At 71.4% G+C, this 16208-nt stretch carries 15 protein-coding genes; 6 read left to right on the top strand and 9 right to left on the bottom strand.

Annotated features, from left to right (window positions below; translation table 11 throughout):
• Positions 1 to 49: 49 nt before the first annotated feature.
• Both ACT01A_RS08950 and ACT01A_RS08955 read right to left on the bottom strand, forming a co-directional pair.
• Positions 50 to 1420: a 1,4-alpha-glucan branching protein domain-containing protein gene (locus ACT01A_RS08950; RefSeq protein WP_445151896.1), complete on the bottom strand. Its 1371-nt coding sequence runs from the start codon at positions 1418 to 1420 to the stop codon at positions 50 to 52.
• Positions 1420 to 2214, bottom strand: coding sequence for a class I SAM-dependent methyltransferase (locus tag ACT01A_RS08955; RefSeq protein WP_445151897.1), 795 nt, complete (start codon positions 2212 to 2214; stop codon positions 1420 to 1422). The genes ACT01A_RS08950 and ACT01A_RS08955 overlap by 1 nt, the downstream gene beginning before the upstream one ends.
• 46 nt (positions 2215 to 2260) lie before the next feature.
• Here ACT01A_RS08955 and ACT01A_RS08960 point away from each other — a divergent pair, with 46 nt between their 5' ends.
• Entirely contained in the window at positions 2261 to 3175 is a 915-nt protein-coding gene (locus ACT01A_RS08960; protein WP_445151898.1) for a class I SAM-dependent methyltransferase, read from the top strand.
• On the opposite strand, the gene ACT01A_RS08965 is transcribed toward ACT01A_RS08960, so the two are convergent.
• The 3 genes from ACT01A_RS08965 to ACT01A_RS08975 are packed head-to-tail and all read right to left on the bottom strand — an operon-like array spanning position 3159 to position 6528.
• Positions 3159 to 4025, bottom strand: coding sequence for an NAD(P)-dependent oxidoreductase (locus ACT01A_RS08965; protein WP_445151899.1), 867 nt, complete (start codon positions 4023 to 4025; stop codon positions 3159 to 3161). The two genes, ACT01A_RS08960 and ACT01A_RS08965, sit on opposite strands and share 17 nt — an antisense overlap.
• 10 nt (positions 4026 to 4035) lie before the next feature.
• Positions 4036 to 5097, bottom strand: a complete 1062-nt coding sequence (locus tag ACT01A_RS08970) for a hypothetical protein (RefSeq protein WP_445151900.1) — start codon at positions 5095 to 5097, stop codon at positions 4036 to 4038.
• 15 nt (positions 5098 to 5112) lie between these two features.
• A complete protein-coding gene (locus tag ACT01A_RS08975; protein ID WP_445151901.1) occupies positions 5113 to 6528 on the bottom strand; it encodes a cryptochrome/photolyase family protein in 1416 nt (471 codons plus the stop codon).
• A 35-nt stretch (positions 6529 to 6563) separates the two neighbouring features.
• Between ACT01A_RS08975 and ACT01A_RS08980 the strand changes: the two genes are divergently transcribed.
• Entirely contained in the window at positions 6564 to 7187 is a 624-nt protein-coding gene (locus tag ACT01A_RS08980; RefSeq protein ID WP_445151902.1) for an LON peptidase substrate-binding domain-containing protein, read from the top strand.
• Here the strand turns inward: ACT01A_RS08980 and ACT01A_RS08985 are convergent.
• From ACT01A_RS08985 to ACT01A_RS08995, 3 genes are all read right to left on the bottom strand, one after another.
• Complete coding sequence (locus ACT01A_RS08985; protein ID WP_445151903.1) at positions 7132 to 8088, bottom strand: DMT family transporter; 957 nt, start codon at positions 8086 to 8088, stop codon at positions 7132 to 7134. The two genes, ACT01A_RS08980 and ACT01A_RS08985, sit on opposite strands and share 56 nt — an antisense overlap.
• Before the next feature lie 87 nt (positions 8089 to 8175).
• Entirely contained in the window at positions 8176 to 8625 is a 450-nt protein-coding gene (locus ACT01A_RS08990) for a hypothetical protein (RefSeq protein ID WP_445151904.1), read from the bottom strand.
• A 25-nt stretch (positions 8626 to 8650) separates the two neighbouring features.
• Complete coding sequence (locus ACT01A_RS08995; protein WP_445151905.1) at positions 8651 to 9463, bottom strand: EamA family transporter; 813 nt, start codon at positions 9461 to 9463, stop codon at positions 8651 to 8653.
• Between the two features lie 419 nt (positions 9464 to 9882).
• On the opposite strand from ACT01A_RS08995, the gene ACT01A_RS09000 reads away from it, so the two are divergent.
• Positions 9883 to 11310, top strand: coding sequence for a PKD domain-containing protein (locus ACT01A_RS09000; protein WP_445151906.1), 1428 nt, complete (start codon positions 9883 to 9885; stop codon positions 11308 to 11310).
• Here ACT01A_RS09000 and ACT01A_RS09005 read toward each other — a convergent pair.
• The gene (locus ACT01A_RS09005) at positions 11307 to 12734 is read right to left on the bottom strand and encodes a gamma-glutamyltransferase (RefSeq protein WP_445151907.1); all 1428 of its coding nucleotides are present in this window, start codon (positions 12732 to 12734) and stop codon (positions 11307 to 11309) included. The genes ACT01A_RS09000 and ACT01A_RS09005 overlap by 4 nt on opposite strands.
• A 196-nt stretch (positions 12735 to 12930) precedes the next feature.
• Here ACT01A_RS09005 and ACT01A_RS09010 point away from each other — a divergent pair, with 196 nt between their 5' ends.
• The 3 genes from ACT01A_RS09010 to ACT01A_RS09020 are packed head-to-tail and all read left to right on the top strand — an operon-like array spanning position 12931 to position 16200.
• Positions 12931 to 13284 carry a response regulator gene (locus ACT01A_RS09010; RefSeq protein ID WP_445151908.1) on the top strand — a complete coding sequence of 118 codons (354 nt, stop codon included), beginning with the start codon at positions 12931 to 12933 and terminating at the stop codon, positions 13282 to 13284.
• A gap of 16 nt (positions 13285 to 13300) precedes the next feature.
• Positions 13301 to 13936: a response regulator gene (locus tag ACT01A_RS09015; protein WP_445151909.1), complete on the top strand. Its 636-nt coding sequence runs from the start codon at positions 13301 to 13303 to the stop codon at positions 13934 to 13936.
• Positions 13933 to 16200 carry a PAS domain-containing protein gene (locus tag ACT01A_RS09020; RefSeq protein WP_445151910.1) on the top strand — a complete coding sequence of 756 codons (2268 nt, stop codon included), beginning with the start codon at positions 13933 to 13935 and terminating at the stop codon, positions 16198 to 16200. The genes ACT01A_RS09015 and ACT01A_RS09020 overlap by 4 nt, the downstream gene beginning before the upstream one ends.
• The last annotated feature ends 8 nt before the right edge of the window (positions 16201 to 16208 follow it).

Genomic DNA, 16208 nt, shown 5'->3' on the forward strand with positions numbered 1-16208 from the left:
CATCTCTATGTCCTCGTGCGGACAGAACGGCGCGTGGCGCGCGGCGCGGCTACGGGACGAGCAGCATCGCCGGGTCGGCGAAGGGCGCGAGCGAGCGCAGGGCCGCGTCGTGGGTGCCGGGGGCGGCGAGCGCGGCGTTTAGTGCGGCGAGGTGGCCGTCGGCACGGTCGCGCGGATAGGGCCCGGAGATGTCGCGGGTGATGAGGAAGGCCCAGTCGGAGGACTGCAACGCCAGCAGCTCGCGGATCGCGCGGGCGTCGGCGGAAGGGCCGGCGGCGATGGTGCGCAGTTCGGCGGCGCGGGTGGCGAAGGCGAGGTCGGCGACTTGGGGGCCGTCCCAGGTCCACAGCGTCCGGGGCGTGCCCCAGGTGGTGGTGGGGAGGTCCGGCGGCGCGGGGATCGTGGGCGTCAAAGGCAGGGCGTCGTCCAGGCCGATCAGCTCGACGCCGTGCGAGGGCGCGAGGTCGAGGAGCGCCTCGAGCCAGTCGAGGCCCTCGTACCAGTGGTGGCCGAGCAGCTCGGTGTCCAGCGCGCAGACGACCAGCTCGCCGTCGCGGGCGGCGACGTGGGTCAGGAAGTCGCGGGCGTCGGCGGCGGCCTGCTCGCGTGCGCGGTCGCGGTCGTAGACGGCGCCGTCGTTGGCCCAGGGGTTGTGGTGGTGGACGGTCTTGCGGTGCGTGTCGCGGTAGGCGCCGCCGGCGGGGTAGCCGCCGTCGCTCCAGACCAACTCCAACACCTTGCGGTCGATCGGCACCAACAACGGCCCGTCCTCGGTCTCCAGCGGCGTGTTCACGCCGGGCAGGACGTCGGTCAGGTCGACGCACGTCGCATGGACGCCCGCCTCTTCGAGCAGCGGGTGCAGCCACGGCGCGTGCGCGCACTCGGGCAGCCAGAAGCCTCCGCCCCACGCCCCGTCGCGGCGAGCGCGGTGCGCCTCGATGCCGGCGCGCAGCTGGAGCCGCACGCCGGCGTCGGTGGCGACGAGCGGGAGAACGGCATGCGTAGCCGACGAGGTCCACGCGGCGTGCTTCATCAGCCCGCGGGCCAAGCCGCCGTCTCCAAGGGCGTCCAGAGCGTCGGCGGCGCGCGAGTAGTCGCCGCCCGCGCGCTCGACCTCGGCGGCCAACTCCGGCTCGCCGCCCGCCCGGCAGCCCTCGGCGTCCAAAGCATGCGTCGTGACGCGGAGGTCGCGCAGGAAAGAGAGAAGCCGAGAGTGGACGCCCGGCGCGTAGAGCTGGTCGGCGAGGACCGGCGTTACTGAGAGCGTGACCGCAGAGGGGTGGTCGTCGAGGAGGCGTAGAAGAGGGACGTAGACGGTCGCCGCCGCCTCGAACAGCCACTCCTCGCCGAACGGCCACGTCCCAAAGCCCTCCACATAGGGCATGTGGGTGTGGAGGACCAGCGAGAGGCGCGGCGCCATTACGGCCGGCAGACGGCCACGAAGTCCAGCGCGCCCGTCAGCGGGCGGTCGGCCGTCAACGTGAAGTCCTTGACCGAGATCGCGGGCGTGAACCAGTCGTAGAAGCGCTTGGTCAACCCGAGCCGCGCGTGCACGTCATCCCAGCGCGCGTTCTTCAATGCGAACTCGTGCACCGCCAGCTTGCGCGCGTGGAACAACCCGTACATCTCGACCGTGCCGAAGTGCGCCGCGCACAGCGCGTGGAACTCCTCCGGCCGGTACTCCTTGATGTGCCACGGGTTCCCGGACTTCTCCGCGCCCTCGGGCGCGAGCGTCAGCACGTTGGGCGTCGAGACGAACACCGCAGGCGACGGGCTATCGGCCGTCAGCGCCTTGAAGCGCTCGAGGATCTCGTCCGGGTTCTGCACGTGCTCGATCGTCTGGAGGAAGACGACGGCGTCGGCGGGCTCGTCGAACGTCTCGACCAGGTCGCGCTCAAAGCGAACGCCGCCGCCGGTGTAGCGCGCCTTCGCATGCTCGAACGCCTCGGGGTTGGCGTCGACGCCGACGACCTCGCGGGCCGCGCCCCCGAGCACCGACGACCCGTAGCCCTCGCCGCAGGCCATGTCGATGACCTTCAACCCGCCGACCCGCTCCCGGATCCACTCGTAGACCACCAGGTGGCGCCGGTACCAGTAGTTCTCCTCCGGCACGTCGGGCAGCGTGCGCTCCCCGGTCAGCGCCAGCGGCGGCACGCCGTCGGGCTGGTCTTGCTGGAGGTACAGCGTCGGCTCTTCGGAAACGGACTCAGTCATTCGAAGGCGCGCACGCTACACGGCCTGGGCTAGCATGCCGCGCCTCATGAGCCCTGCCGCCGCCACCGCCACCGCCGAGGAGATCCGCGACGTCAACACCCGGTACCACGACGGTGCTGCGGCGGACTACGACGCCAAGTGGGGCATTGACTTCGGCGAGATCGGCCGCGCGCAGGTGCTGGGCAAGCTCCGCAAGGCGCTCGGCGGTGAGCTGCGCTCGTTTGACCGCTCGCTCGAGCTCGGCGCGGGCACCGGCTACTTCAGCCTGAACCTGTTGCAGGCGGGCGTCATCAGCGAGGCGACCTGCACCGACATCTCCCAAGGCATGGTCGACGCGCTGTCGGCTAACGCCGACCGGCTCGGCCTCGACGTCACCGCGCAGATCGCCGACGCCGAGGCGCTCCCGTTCGCCGACGAGTCCTTCGACCTCGTCCTCGGCCACGCCGTCCTGCACCACCTGCCGGACCTCGATCAGGCCTGGCGGGAGATCCACCGCGTGCTGGCGCCCGGTGGCATCGCGGTCTTCGCCGGCGAGCCGTCCGAGTACGGCGACCGCATCGCCAACGTCCCCAAGCGCGCCGCGTCGCGCTTCGCCCCCGCCTGGCGGACGATCATGCGCGCCCAGCCCGCCTCGGAGGGCAACCTCGACGGCGGCGCCGAGAACCATCAGCTCGAGTCGATGGTCGACGTCCACGCCTTCACGCCCGAGCAGCTCGCCGCGGCGCCCAGGCACGTCCCCTTCGCCGACGTGACCGTCCGCGGCGAGGAGCTGCTGGCCAACTGGTTCGGCTGGGCCAACCGCGCGCTGGAGGCGACCGCGGACCCCGAAACCGTGCCGTGGGCGTGGAAGATGTACGCCTTCCGCGGCTACATCGGCCTCCAGGCCGTCGACCGCGTGCTCCTGGAGCCGCGCCTCCCGCCGGCGATCTTCTACAACCTGATGATCACCGCGCGGAAGTAGCGCGCGCAGCCGCGACGACCATCCCCATGTCCTGGTCGCCGTGGCCCTCGACCGCCGCGGCGACGAGGCGCTCGCGCACCGCCTGCGCGAGCACGAGGTCCAGCGCGTGGCGGTCGCCCGCCTCCAAGATCAGGTCCGCGTCCTTGAGCGCGTGCTTGAGCGGGAACGCGACCGGCAGGTCGCTGCCGATCATCCCCGGGCCTTTCATCTGCGCGTAGCCGACGTCGAGCGGCCCGTCCGCGATCGTGTCCAAGAAGCACGCCGGGTTGATGTCGACGCCCTCGGCGAACGCGATCGTCTCGGCGATGGCGTTGGTCAGCGCCAGCACCCAGTGGTTCATCACCAGCTTGAAGTTCGACGCCCGGCCCGGCACCTCGCGGAAGGTCAGGAGCTTGCTCCCGACGGCCTCAAACAGCGGGGTCAGCGTCTCGATCGCCGCGTTCGGGCCGGAGGCCAGGACCACCAGCTCCCCCGCCTCGGCCGGCCCCTTGGTCCCCAGCACCGGCGCGTCGACCAGCGTGAGCCCGTGGTCCTCGGCGAGGGCCACGAACGCCTCGGTGCCAGAGACCCCGACCGTCGACGCCTGCCACCAGATCGCGCCCTCCTTCGCGGCGGGCGCGGCCTCGGCCATCACGTCCTCGACCGCCTCGCCGTCAGTCAGCATGGTGACGACGACGTCCGCGTCCTTCGCGGCCTCGGCCGGGTCCTCCACGACGCGCACCCCGTGCTCGGCCAGCGGCCGCGCCTTCTCGGCCGTGCGGTTCCACGCCGTCACCGCGTACCCCGCCTGCGCGATGTGCCGCGCCATCGGGGCACCCATGATGCCCGTGCCCAGGAACGTGATCTCCATCTTCAGGACGCTACCCGGCGCGGAGGGCGAGATACTCAGACCGCGCAGCGAAGGTCACCTTCATGTCCCCCGTGACCTCCCCGAGGAACTCCTCGCGGTAGGTCGGATCGATCAGAACCGCGATCGCGTAGTAGAGGCCGGAGAGCGCGGCGATCGCGGTCGCGACGCGCAGCAGCTCGTGGCTCGGATGGACGTCGACGCCGAAGAGCGTGACGAAGAAGACGTCGTGGCCGCGGTGGCCGAGCCAGGCGTCCAGGACGCCGTCGTCGATCGCCAGCATCCCGAAGACCACGAAGAACGCGAACACCGCCAGCGCGACCACCAGCACTTGCAGGGACTGGCTGACGAACAGCACCATCGCGACGTTGAGCCGCTGGGCGCGGCGCAGCGGCGCGTCGGTCCCGGCCTCGCGCGCCAGCGCCTCGACCTCGCGCGGGATCCGCCCGATCACGAACAGCGCGCCGATCGCGATCAACATGACGCAGATCGCCAGCAGCGCGAGGTCGTCCATCTCGGCGAAGACCTGCCACATCTCGGTGGTGAGGAACAGGACGACCGCGAAGAGCATCAACAACGGCACGGCGCGGGCGACGAGCGGGATCGAGGCGACGAGCTGGGTGACCAGGCGCGCGCCCGCCCAGCGGACGATCGACAGCAGCCCGAAGCCGACCACGCCCCACAGCACGAGCAGGATGATGATGTTGCCCAGCGCGGTGACCAGGGCGCTGGTGAGCTGCTGGTTGAAGATCAGCGGCAGCAGCGCGGGGACGAGCACGAAGCCGGCCAGCTCGGGCAGACCGATGTTCTCCGGCAGCGCGAGCGGCGGGCGGCCGGTCACGCGGTTGCGCAGCGCCAGCGCGCCGAGGATCACGGCCAGCGCGCCGAGCACGGTCAGCACGTTGGCCCACCACGGCCAGGTCAGGTCGACCGCGCCGAAGACCTCCAAGAACGCCACGAACGCCAGCAGCGGCGCGACGCGCGTGAAGATGTCCTCGCTGGCGGAGTAGTCCTCGATCAGCAGCGGCAGGCCCGCAGCGCGGAACCGCCGCTCATAAGCCGCGAGCTCGTCCATTGGAGCGGCATCGTGTCAGGCCCCGCCGTAGCGCGCCATCGCTACGCGCCGCTCTTCCGCGTGGTCGACGATCGGCGCCGGGTAGTCGGTTCCGATCACGCAGCCGGCGGTTTCCTGCTCCTCGTCGCTCATCGTCCACGGCTCGACCAACCGCGCGTCCGGGACGTCGCGCAGCTCGGGGACCCAGCGGCGCACGTACTCCCCGTCCGGGTCGAACTTCTTCTGCTGGGTCATCGGGTTAAAGAGCCGGCGGAAGTACGGCGCGGGATCGGCGCCGGTCGACGCGATCCACTGCCAGTTGCCGTTGTTCTGCGCGGGCTCGCCGTCGAGCAGCAGGCGCGCGAAGTGCCGCTCGCCCTCGCGCCAGTCGATGTGCAGGTCCTTGGTCAGGAACGAGCCGACGACCAACCGCGCACGGTTGTGCATCCAGCCGGTCTGCGCGAGCTGGCGCATGCCGGCGTCGACGAGCGGATAGCCGGTCGTGCCGGTCTTCCACGCTTCGAGCGCCTCGTCGTCGTCCGCCCACTTCAGCGCGCCGCGGTAGCGCTCCTGGAACTCGTGGTGGGCGTTGTCGGGGAAGAGCAGCAGCTGGTGGGCGTAGAAGTCGCGCCACGCGAGCTGGCGGGCGAACGCGCGGGCGCCCTCGCCGCCGTGGCGCAGCGCGCGCTCCTCGCACTCGCGCGCCGACAGGCAGCCCCAACGCAGGTAGGGACTCAGCACGGACGTGCCGCCGCTCAGCGCGTCGTGGTTGGCGTCGTAGGCGTCCAAGGCGGACCCTAGGAAGCGGTCCAGCGCGGCGCGGGCGGCGTCCTCCCCCGGTTGCACGACCGGCTCTGGGACGCTGTCGTCCGCGATGCCCAGCGTGTCGGCGGACGGGATCCGGCCCTTGCGCAGGCCGCTCGGCAGCGGCGGCAGATCGTCGGGCGCGCGGTGGACCGGGCGCCGATCGACGCCGTCGATCGCGCGGTGAAACGGCGAGAACACCGTGTAGGGCTTGCCGGCGCCCTTGGTTCGCGGCTTGGAGACGTCGACCAGATACCCGCCGCCCTGGGGCCGCGCCGCGATGCCGGCGTCGTCCAAGGCCTCGGTGGCGCGCGTGTCGCGGCGGCGCGCGTAGGGCGCCACGTCGCTGGTCCAGTAGACCGCCTCGGCGCCAACCTCGCGGGCGAGCTCCACCAGTTCGCGCTCCGGCGTCCCGTGGCGGATCACGAGACCGGAGCCGCGCTCGCGCAGCGCCGCGTCGAGCTCGCGCAAGCACCCCAGCATGAAGCGAGCACGCGCCGGGCTGGCGTAGCGCCCGTGCAGCAGCGCGTCGTCCAAGACGAACAGCGGGACGACACGCTCGACGTCCGCGAGCGCGGCGACGAGCGCAGGCAGGTCATGGACGCGGAGGTCGCGCCTGAACCAGACGACGGCGGTTGAAGCGGCCACGCTGACGGGTACGGGGCCGACCTAGAATCGGATCCATGGGCGAGCACCGCGACGACTTCCCGCTCTTCCCGCTCGGCATGGCCGCCGTGCCGTACGAGATCGTTCCGCTGCACATCTTCGAGGACCGCTTCAAGGCGATGATCGGCGCGGTCCTCGAGGCCGGACAGGAGTTCGGCCTGGTCTGGGCCGACGAAGACGGGCTCAAGGTCAACGGCTGCGCGATGGAGGTCACCGAGGTCCTGGAGCGCCACGAGGACGGACGGATCGACATCCTCACGCGCGGCACGCGGCCCTTCCGGATCGTCGCCGAGCGCTTCGACCACGCCTACCCGAGCGGCGAGATCGAGTTCCTGGACGACAAGGACGAGTCGCCGGACGCCGAGACCGCAGCCGCCGCGCACGAGGCCTACGGCGACCTCGTCGAGGAGGCCACCGACAAGGTGCTCGAGGCGGACGTGCTCGAGCCGCTGACCGCCTACGAGATGGCGGCGACCGTCGACTTCGGGCCCGACGCCAAGCAGGGGCTGCTCGACCTGCGCTCCGAGAACGCGCGGCTGCGCCTGCTCACGCGGCTGTTCCGGGCCGCCGTCAAGCGCTTGGACTTCATCGAGCGCGCGCAGGCTCGGGCGCAGTCGAACGGGAAGGTTCGCTTCGGTTGAGCGGCGAAGCCTCACCCTGAGGGCTCGCATCGCGGCCCGGCAGGCGGCCGCTTGCCGCCAGCCACGAGCCGGCGAGGATCAGGACCAGCCCGCCGATCGTGCCGACGGTGAGGTCCTCGTCCAGCAGCGTGACGCCGTAGACCACGCTGAACGCCGGAGCGACGTAGGAGACGATCGACGCGCGCGCCGGGCCGATCTCAGCGATCGAGGTGTAGAACATCAGGAACGCCAGGCCGGTGCCGCCCGCCCCGAGGGCGATCATGCTGAGGATCGCGTTGGCGCCGGGATCGTGGGTGGGCAGCGTCGCCAGCGCCCACGGCAGGTAGACGACCGCGCTGATCGTGAGGTTGGAGACGACAACGCCGACCGGCGGGACGCCCGTGAACCCGCGCTTGGCGATCAGGACGGCGATGGCGTAGCAGAGGCCCGAGCCGACGACCATCAGGCCGCCGATGAGCGTCTCGGAGTCGCCGGAGAGATCGACGCCAAAGAGCAGGACGACGCCGGCCATCCCGAGCAGGACGCCGACCAGGCCCCAGCCGGAGGAGCGCTCCTCGGGGTCGACCTTGATCGCGATCAAGACGATGAACAACGGCGCGGTGGCGACGAGGATGCCGGCCAGCGAGCTCGGCACGTGGTTCTCACCGAAGGTGATCAACGCGAACGGGACGATGACCTGCATCGCGGCCAGCGCGAGCGCATAGCGCTTGCGGTCCATGATCATCGGGATCGCCCCGGAGCGGATCGCCAGCGGCAGCAGGATCGCCGCCCCGAGCAGCGTCCGGGAGCAGATGATGAACGCCTCGCTGAGGTCGCCGTCGAGGGCGACCTTGATGAACATGTAGCTCGCGCCCCACAGGGCGGCGGTGATCGCGAGGCTGAACCAGGTGCGGGCGGACACGCGTTCGAGTGTCGCACGGCCGGTGACGGCCGACGATGACGATGTCTTGCCTGACGGATCAGGCGCGCTTATACGGTGCGTGCGCGCTCAGCGCGGCAGGCCGCACGCTTGGCGCGCGAGGTCCCGGGTGAGCTTCGCCATCCGGTAGAACGCCTGCGGCTGACGGGCGGAGGTGTCGCTGAAGACGACGGTGCCCTTCTCGGAGCGGACGCGGTAGGAGAGCGTCGTGACGCTGCCGGGCGGCAGGTTGATGCGCTGCGCGGCGAGGCCCTCCTGCTTGGCCTTGTCCTTGGCGTGGTCGTCGCCGTCGAGCTCGCGCCGCAGCTCGCGCGCCTCGATCAGCTGCTCGGACGTGATGTCGTGGCGCGTGCCGCCGTTGCAGGAGACGCCGCCGTCGTCGATCACGCGCAGCGTGAGCTTCGCGCCGGGGATCGAGCCCGAGCGGGTGACGAGGAAGAGGTCGGCCGGCGGGCCGCCGCCGCAGGCGGTCAGGGTGGCGGCGATCGCCAGCGCGGCGAGGAGCGGGAGCTTCGTCACGAGGGCCATCCTGCCGGAGTGGGCGCTAGCCCAGCGCCACCAGGGCGACACCGCCGGTCACCGCGATCGCCCCGGCCCACCGAAGACGGCCGACTGGCTCGTGCAGGAGCAGCGCTCCGGCGGCGACCGCAAGCACGATGCTCGTCTCGCGGACGGCGGCCACCGGCGCGGCCGGCGCGCGCTGTAGCGCGGCGAGGACGAGCCCGTAGGCGGCGAAGGTCGCCAGGCCGGCGACGACCGTCCGGGGCGTGAACGCCGCGACGACCGCGGGCGCGCCCTGCTCCCGCGCCGTGAGGGCGACCGTGAGCACCGCGCTCGGCGCGGTCACCAGCCACAGGTAGGGCAGCGGGTCCGCGTGGCGCAGGCCGGCGTGGTCGACGAGCGTGTAGCCGGCGATCGTCGCCGCGGTTGCCAGCGCGAGGACGATCGCCGTCTCGTGCCCGCGCTGCACCGCGACGACGCCCGTGCCCGCCAGGACCACGCCGAGGACCTGCAGCGCACCGACCTGCCCGCCGAGGCCGGCGATGCCGGCCAGCAGGACGAGCACGGGTGCCGCCCCACGCGCGACCGGGTAGACGGCGGAGAGGTCGCCGGAGCGGTACGCCGCGGAGAGCAGCAGGAAGTAGGCGGTCTCCAGCGCCGCGGACGCGACGACGTACGGGATCGCCGCACCGTCTACGCCGCCGGCCAGCGCGGCAACGGGTGCGAAGACGACGAGCGCGGTCGCCAACGCCGCGGCGGTCGCCGCGCGGGGATCCGGCGCGCCGGCGAGCAGCAGGTTCCACGTGGCGTGCAGGACGGCGGCGCCGAGGGCGAGGAGAAAGGCGGTGGTCGGCACGGCGTTGTGACCAGCTATTTACTTCGAATGTCCCTTACCGGACATCGGTGACCGATTGGCACCATAGGCGCTCATCCAGACGGTGCATCAGCCGTACAGAGACGTTTGGTGACCGATCCCTAGGTATTGACGCGTTTTGCACAGGGCGCGCTGTTCGGCCGACATGACCTGCCCCAGACGAGGGATGGCTGAACGCTCGGTTTGCGTGGTAGAACCTCCCTATCCGACACGCGGGGCAGGGGGTCTTCGGACTTCCCGCGTGTCCAAGTCAACCAGTCCGCCTCGAGACGGCCGCTTCGCGCTGCGCGCGGCACGGCGTCCCGAAGGCGACCCCTGTCCCAACCCCGTCATAGACCGGAGGACTTGTCGTGCTCACCGCACGTTCTCTCCCGACAGCGCTCGCTGTCGGTTCCCTCGCGATGCTCGGCGGCTTGCTCGCCGCGGGCTCCGCCAATGCCGCCGACCGGCACGCGACCACCGCGAACTTCGCCAGCACGTTCTCCGCCGCGCAGGGCGGGGACACGATCTACCTGGCCGCCGGCAACTACGGCTCGTTCGCGGGCGCCGCCAAGGCGTCGACCGTCACGATCAAGCCCGAGTCAGGCGCCGCGGTCCAGATCAACCCGCGCTTCACCAGCGCGACCAACCTCAAGCTCGACGGCCTGACCGTCACCGGCGCGTCCATCGCCGGCACGAGCAAGAACATCACCATCTCCAACAGCCGCTTCACCGGCATGACGACGGTCGGTGACGGCTCGGCGATGTCCAACGCCAACATCGTGTTCGACAAGGACACGTTCGACGCCATCAGCGCCTGCTCGACCTGTTACGAGGGTCGCCTGACCGTGCGCGGCACGGGCAAGGCCGCGACGACGCCGATGGGCGTCGCCGTGACCAACAGCCACTTCGGCAACGCCGGCGAGTCTGACGGCGTGCAGATCATCGGCGCGGCGACCGGCGTGAAGATCGGCCCGGGCAACGTGTTCTCGGGGATCCGGCAGGGCGGCTACAGCCGCCACGTCGACTCGATCCAGCTCTACGGCTCCAGCCAGACGCAGATCGTCGGCAACTACTTCTACGGCAACGACACGATCCTCATGGCGCCCGACGGCGGCGACCGCGAGAACGTCAGCAACAACGTGATGGTGGGCAGCGGCGACTACCGCCCCGCGGTCCAGTTCGGCCACCACAACGGCTCGACGTTCATTCACAACACCACCAAGAACATCGACGTCAACACCTATGTGGTCAGCGGCGACTCCTCGCCCAACCGCAACATGGTCTCGCGCGACAACATCGTCATCAACGGCTCGCTGAACGCCAGCGGCTGCTCGGCATGCACCGTGTCCTACAACCTGTTCACCAGCGGCAGCACGGGCACCAACGCCATCACCGGAACACCGGTCTTCGCCGGCGGCACCGCCCCCACGACCTACGCCGGCTGGGCGCTCAAGGCCGGCTCACCCGGCAAGGCCAACGCCTCTGACGGCAAGGACCGCGGCATCAACCCGGGTACGTCGACGCCGACCACGCCGCCGACGACGCCCACCACGCCGCCTCCGACGACCCCGGCCGACAAGCCGGCGAAGGCCGTGTGGACCATCCCGAGCAATGCCCGTGTCGGCCAGGCGGTCACCCTCGACGGCACCCGCTCGACCGGCGATGGCACGCTCACCTGCACCTGGTCCTTTGAGAACCAGGACGCTTCGACGGTCTGGGAGACCATCACCGGCTGCAAGCTGGTCAAGACGTTCCAGAACGCCGACACCAAGTACGTCCGGCTCACGGTCCGCGACGCGGACGGCGACACGAACGTCAGCCGCCAGGCGTTCGCGGTGACGCGCTAGACGCGAGCGGACGCCCCGCCGCGGCGGGGATCCCCCGCACCGGAGAGCTTTCCGGTGCGGGGGTCGCGTTCGACGGCCTGAGCGCCGCCGAAGAAGAGGTTGCGAGAGCGGAACGGCGCGAGGGTGTAGGCCGTAGGCAAGGACGACAGGTCGATGCCGGGTTCGGCGTAGACGGTCGTGCCTTCGAGATGCAGGCGAGGCGCCTCAACGGCCGCGCCAGCGTCGAGGTCGTGGTCGATGACCCCGGTGATCACCTGAAGGATCGCGGAGCGAATGCGGTTCGAGCCGGCGCTGCCGAGGACCACCTGGACCTCGTCGTCGTCGCCGATCACCGCGGTCGGCGCCATCATCGACGGCATCCGCCGCCCAGGCGGGGCGGTGAAGAAGCCGAGCGGGTTGAGGTCCTCCTCACCCATGATGTTGTTGAGGTGGATGCCCGTCCCCGGCACGACCAGACCGGACCCCTCGCCGTTGGTGCACGTCACCGCGCAAGCGTGACCGGCAGCATCGATCACGCTGATGTGGGTCGTGCTCCCCAGCTGCGCGTCGAACTCCGGGGTGCGCGCCGCCTGGGCGCGGGCCATGGCCTCGACCAACGCAGCCGGCGTCGGAGCGTCGGCGCTGTCGAGATGCGCGAGCGCGACCGCCAGGAGCGTCCCGCCGGCCGAGGGCGGCGGGTTGGTCAGCACGCGGCGGCCGCGGTAGCGCACCTCAGCTGGCGAGCGCGCGACCGGCGCGAACGCGGCGAGGTCGTCCAACGAGAGCGTCCCGCCGCCGTTGGCCACGCACTCGACCATCACCCGCGCCACGTCGCCACGCATGAACGGCGCCGCGCCGTCGACGCCGAAGCGCTCGATCGTCTCCGCGAGGGCCTCGCTGCGGAAGATCTCGCCCGCGCGCAGCGCGCGGCCGTCGCGGGTGAACTCGGCGGTCGCCTCGGGCGTCGACAGCAGGATGCCTTCGAGGATCTCGAAGATGTAGGCCTGCGCCTCGTTGAGCTCCACGCCCGCACGGGCGAGCGCGACGGCCGGGGCGGCGAGGTCGGCCAGCGGCAGCGACCCCCAGCGACGCACGGCGTCTTCAAGGCCGCTCGGCGTCCCCGGCACGCCGACCGACGACGCGCCGACGTGGAAGACCTGCATCGCGTCCCCGAACGACACGTCGATCGGGACCAGCGACGCCCGTTCGCGCCCCTCCGCCGGCCCGCTCGGCGCCGCCACGAAGAAGTCGAGCAGCACCGGCTCCCAGCCACCGCCGGCGACCAGCAGGTACCCGCCGGCGCCCGGCCCGGTCAGCAGCGGCTCGGCCGCCCACGAGGCCAGGCACGCCGCCACCGCCGCGTCCACCGCGTTGCCGCCGGCGCGCAGGACAGAAGCGCCCGCCTCCGCGGACGCGGGGTGCCCCGCAGCGACGATCCCTCCCATCGACGCGGCATCCTCGCACGAACCTCTCCGCGGAAATCGTCCGGTCTTTCCGCATGGCGACTGCGACGATCCCCCTTTGGACCATCCGATCGGTGGATAGCGCGCTTGACCTGATCCCGACGAAATGAGGGGTGTGCTGTATCCCGCTGTAGCCGCGATGGATGCGGGCGGGCAGCGGCCCACCGCACGCGAGACCATGCGCGTCGTGATCGCCGACGACCACGAGACGTACCGCCGGGGCCTCGCCCGAGCCATCCGGCGCTTCGGCACGCTCGATCTCGTCGGTGAAGCCTCCGACGGCGCCCAAGCGCTCGAGGTCATCCGCGAGGCCTCGCCCGACATCGCGCTGCTCGACGTCCGCATGCCGGAGCTGGACGGGTTGGAGGTCGCCCGCCGCCTCAACGAGCTGGGCGGCATCATCGTCGTCCTGCTCACGGGCAGCAACACGGACGAGCTCACGATGGCCGCCGAGGCCGCCGGGGTCCACACGCTCCTGAGCAAGGACCTCTCCCGGGACGACATCTGTCGTCGCTTGCTCGCCCTGCGTTGACCAGTTATAAGGCGGCATGAGCCGCGTACGGGTGTTCGTCGCCGACGACCACCCCATGTACCGCGAAGGCCTCGTCCGGGCCATCAAGGAACGTCCCGACCTCGAGCTCGTCGGCCAATCGGCTGACGGGCGTACGGCGCTGCCCGAGATTCGGCGTCTGACGCCGGACGTCGCCGTCCTGGACGTGCGCATGCCCGGCCTGACCGGCACCGAGGTCCTCAACGCGATCGCCCGCGAGCGGATCTCCACACGCGTCGTCTTTCTGTCCGCTCACGTCGACTCCGAGCTGGTCTACCGCGCGGTCGCGCTCGGCGCCGCCGCCTACCTCTCCAAGGAGGCCGACCGCGCCACGATCTTCGACGCGGTCGTCGCCGTCGCCCGCGGCCAGACCGTCCTCTCGCCGGAGATCCAGTCCGGCCTCGCGGCGCAGATCCAGCTGCGCGAGACCGAGTCGCGCCCCGTCCTCAGCCCACGCGAGCAGGAGGTCCTGCGCCTCATCGCGGAAGGCGGCTCGGCGCCGGAGATCGCGCGGCAGCTGCACCTCAGCCCTTCGACGGTCAAGACGCACCTCCAGTCGCTCTACGAGAAGCTCGGGGTGTCTGACCGCGCGGCGGCGGTGGCCTCGGCGATGCGGGCAGGTCTGCTGGAGTGAAGGCGCGCCCCGCCCAGCAGATCCAGATCCTCTTCGAGGTCTCGCGCGACCTGCTCGCCGTGATCGGTCCGGACCGCCTGGTGGAGGCCGCCAACCCCGCCTGGGAGCACGTCCTGGGCCGCAGCCCCGAATCGCTGATCGGCACGTCGCTGATGGACCTCGTCCACCCCGACGACCTGCCGCAGACGATCGCGCTGGTCACCCGCCTGCGCGCGGGCGAGAACGACCTGGGATCGCTGGAGAACCGCTACCGCCACGTCGACGGCAGCTGGCGCTGGCTGCGCTGGAGCTCGGTCACCGCTCGCCACGAGGACGGCTTTACCTACGTCGCCGCCCACGACTTCACCTCCGAGCGTGAGGCGATCACCGGGGCGCGCGAGGCGGTCTCGCGGATGGAGCGCTCGCAGCGCGTCGCGCACGTTGGCTCCTGGGAGCGTGACCTGCGCACCCGCAGGCTCACCTACTCGCCCGAGATGTACAACATCCTCGAGCTCGACCCCGAGCGCGACGCGCCGCTCGGCCTGCGCGCGCTGCTGCCGCGGATCTCCCCCCAGCACCACCACCGCGTCCACGAGGCGCTTGACAAGCTCTTCGCCGAGCCGGGCGTGCACGAGCTGGAGTACGAGATGGTCCAGCCGCGCGGCCGCGTGATCTGGACGCTGCTAGAGCTCGACCGTGATGCCGATGGCCAGCCGACGGTCCTGCGCGGGACCTCTCAGGACATCACCGCGCTGCGCGAGAACGAGCGGCGTCTGGAGGCGGCCGAGCGGGTGGCGGGCATCGGCAGCTTCGAGCTGCACCCGACGACGGGCTTCGTCGTCTGGTCGCCCGGCACCTACCGCGTCTACGATCGCGATCCGTCCGAGGGGCCGATCGGCCTGGAGGCGTTCTGGGAGCGGCTCAACCAGGACGACCCGAACCTGCGCCGCCACGTCCGGACGCCCGGTGACGACGGGATCACGCAGTGGGAGCTCGAGTACCCGTGGCTGGACGCCAAGGGCCGCCAGCGGATCCTGCTCAGTCGCGGCGAGACGGACCACCGCGGCGACGAGGAGGTCGTCCGCGGCACGGTCATGGACGTCACGCGCGATCGCAACATCCGCCGCCAGCAGCAGGAGATCGCGCGGCTCGGCCAGCTCGCGCTGGCCGGCACGGACCTGCGGCTGCTGTTCGAGGAGGTCTGCCGCGTCACGATCGACGCGCTCGGCACCGACATGGTGACCATCCTCGCCTTGCAGTCCGACGGCAGCTACGCGCGCGCCGCGAGCCTCGGCGTCCCGAACGTGTCTGCCACGCACGGCGGGATCGCGATCCCGCACGATCGCGAGTCGCTCGTGCGGGTCGCGATGGAGCGCGGCGAGCCGATGGTCGTCCCCGACTGGGAGCTCGAGACCGAGCTGCCCTACACGGGCATCCTCAAGGAGCACGGGTTGCGCTGCACGATGGTGCTGCCGATCCATGGGCGCGACGAGCCGTGGGGCGCGCTCACCGCGCACACCTACGCACCGGGCGTCGAGGATCCGGAGACCAACATCGCGTTCCTCGGCGCACTCGGCTCGTTCCTGGCGACGGCGATCGAGCGCGCGCGCCATGAGACTGAGATCGCCGCGCTGGCGACGCTGCGCGGCCGGCTCGTCGCCGAGAACCTGGAAGCCGAGGAGCGCGTCCGCCAGCGGATCTCCGAACAGCTGCACGACGGCGCGCTGCAGGACCTGTTGGCCGCGCGCCAGGACCTCGTCGAGGCCGCGACCGAAGAGTCCTCCCACGCGATGCGCACTGAGATGCTCGGCTATGCGCGGGAGGGCGTCGAGCGCGCGGTCAAGCTCTTGCGCGAGGCGGTCCACGCGCTGCACCCGGTCGTCCTCCAACATGGTGGTCTCGAAGCGGCGATGCAGGCGGCTGCCGACCAGGCCGCGCGCCAGGGCGGTTTCCGCGCGGAGGTCACGGTCGACCCGGCCGCCACCGGGCTGCGCGACGAGCTGGTGATGTCCTTGGCGCGCGAGTTGTTGAACAACTGCGCCAAGCACGCGCAAGCCGATCACGTCAACGTCCTCGTCGGCCGCGAGGACGGCATGGTCCTGCTGGAGGTCGCCGACGACGGCGTCGGCCTCGACCCGCGCGCCGTCGAGCAGGCGCCGATGAACGGCCACATCGGCTTGGCGTCGCTGGCCCAGCGCGTCGAGGCGGTGGGTGGCACGCTGGCGCTCGGCGAAGGGGCGTCCGGTGGAGGGACGACCGTCGCGGCGCGCCTGCCGATCGGCTGACCCCGTCA

It is taken from the genome of Baekduia sp. Peel2402 (assembly GCF_052567285.1).

What these genes read in the sequence shown, in the direction of transcription:
- ACT01A_RS08980 (WP_445151902.1), top strand. Translation starts at nt 6,564, where the DNA reads ATGGGCGAGCACCGCGACGACTTCCCGCTCTTCCCGCTCGGCATGGCC.
- ACT01A_RS08960 (WP_445151898.1), top strand. Translation starts at nt 2,261, where the DNA reads ATGAGCCCTGCCGCCGCCACCGCCACCGCCGAGGAGATCCGCGACGTC.
- ACT01A_RS09005 (WP_445151907.1), bottom strand. Translation starts at nt 12,734, where the DNA reads ATGGGAGGGATCGTCGCTGCGGGGCACCCCGCGTCCGCGGAGGCGGGC.
- ACT01A_RS08955 (WP_445151897.1), bottom strand. Translation starts at nt 2,214, where the DNA reads ATGACTGAGTCCGTTTCCGAAGAGCCGACGCTGTACCTCCAGCAAGAC.
- ACT01A_RS08950 (WP_445151896.1), bottom strand. Translation starts at nt 1,420, where the DNA reads ATGGCGCCGCGCCTCTCGCTGGTCCTCCACACCCACATGCCCTATGTG.
- ACT01A_RS09010 (WP_445151908.1), top strand. Translation starts at nt 12,931, where the DNA reads ATGCGCGTCGTGATCGCCGACGACCACGAGACGTACCGCCGGGGCCTC.
- ACT01A_RS08970 (WP_445151900.1), bottom strand. Translation starts at nt 5,097, where the DNA reads ATGGACGAGCTCGCGGCTTATGAGCGGCGGTTCCGCGCTGCGGGCCTG.
- ACT01A_RS09015 (WP_445151909.1), top strand. Translation starts at nt 13,301, where the DNA reads ATGAGCCGCGTACGGGTGTTCGTCGCCGACGACCACCCCATGTACCGC.
- ACT01A_RS08965 (WP_445151899.1), bottom strand. Translation starts at nt 4,025, where the DNA reads ATGGAGATCACGTTCCTGGGCACGGGCATCATGGGTGCCCCGATGGCG.
- ACT01A_RS09000 (WP_445151906.1), top strand. Translation starts at nt 9,883, where the DNA reads ATGCTCGGCGGCTTGCTCGCCGCGGGCTCCGCCAATGCCGCCGACCGG.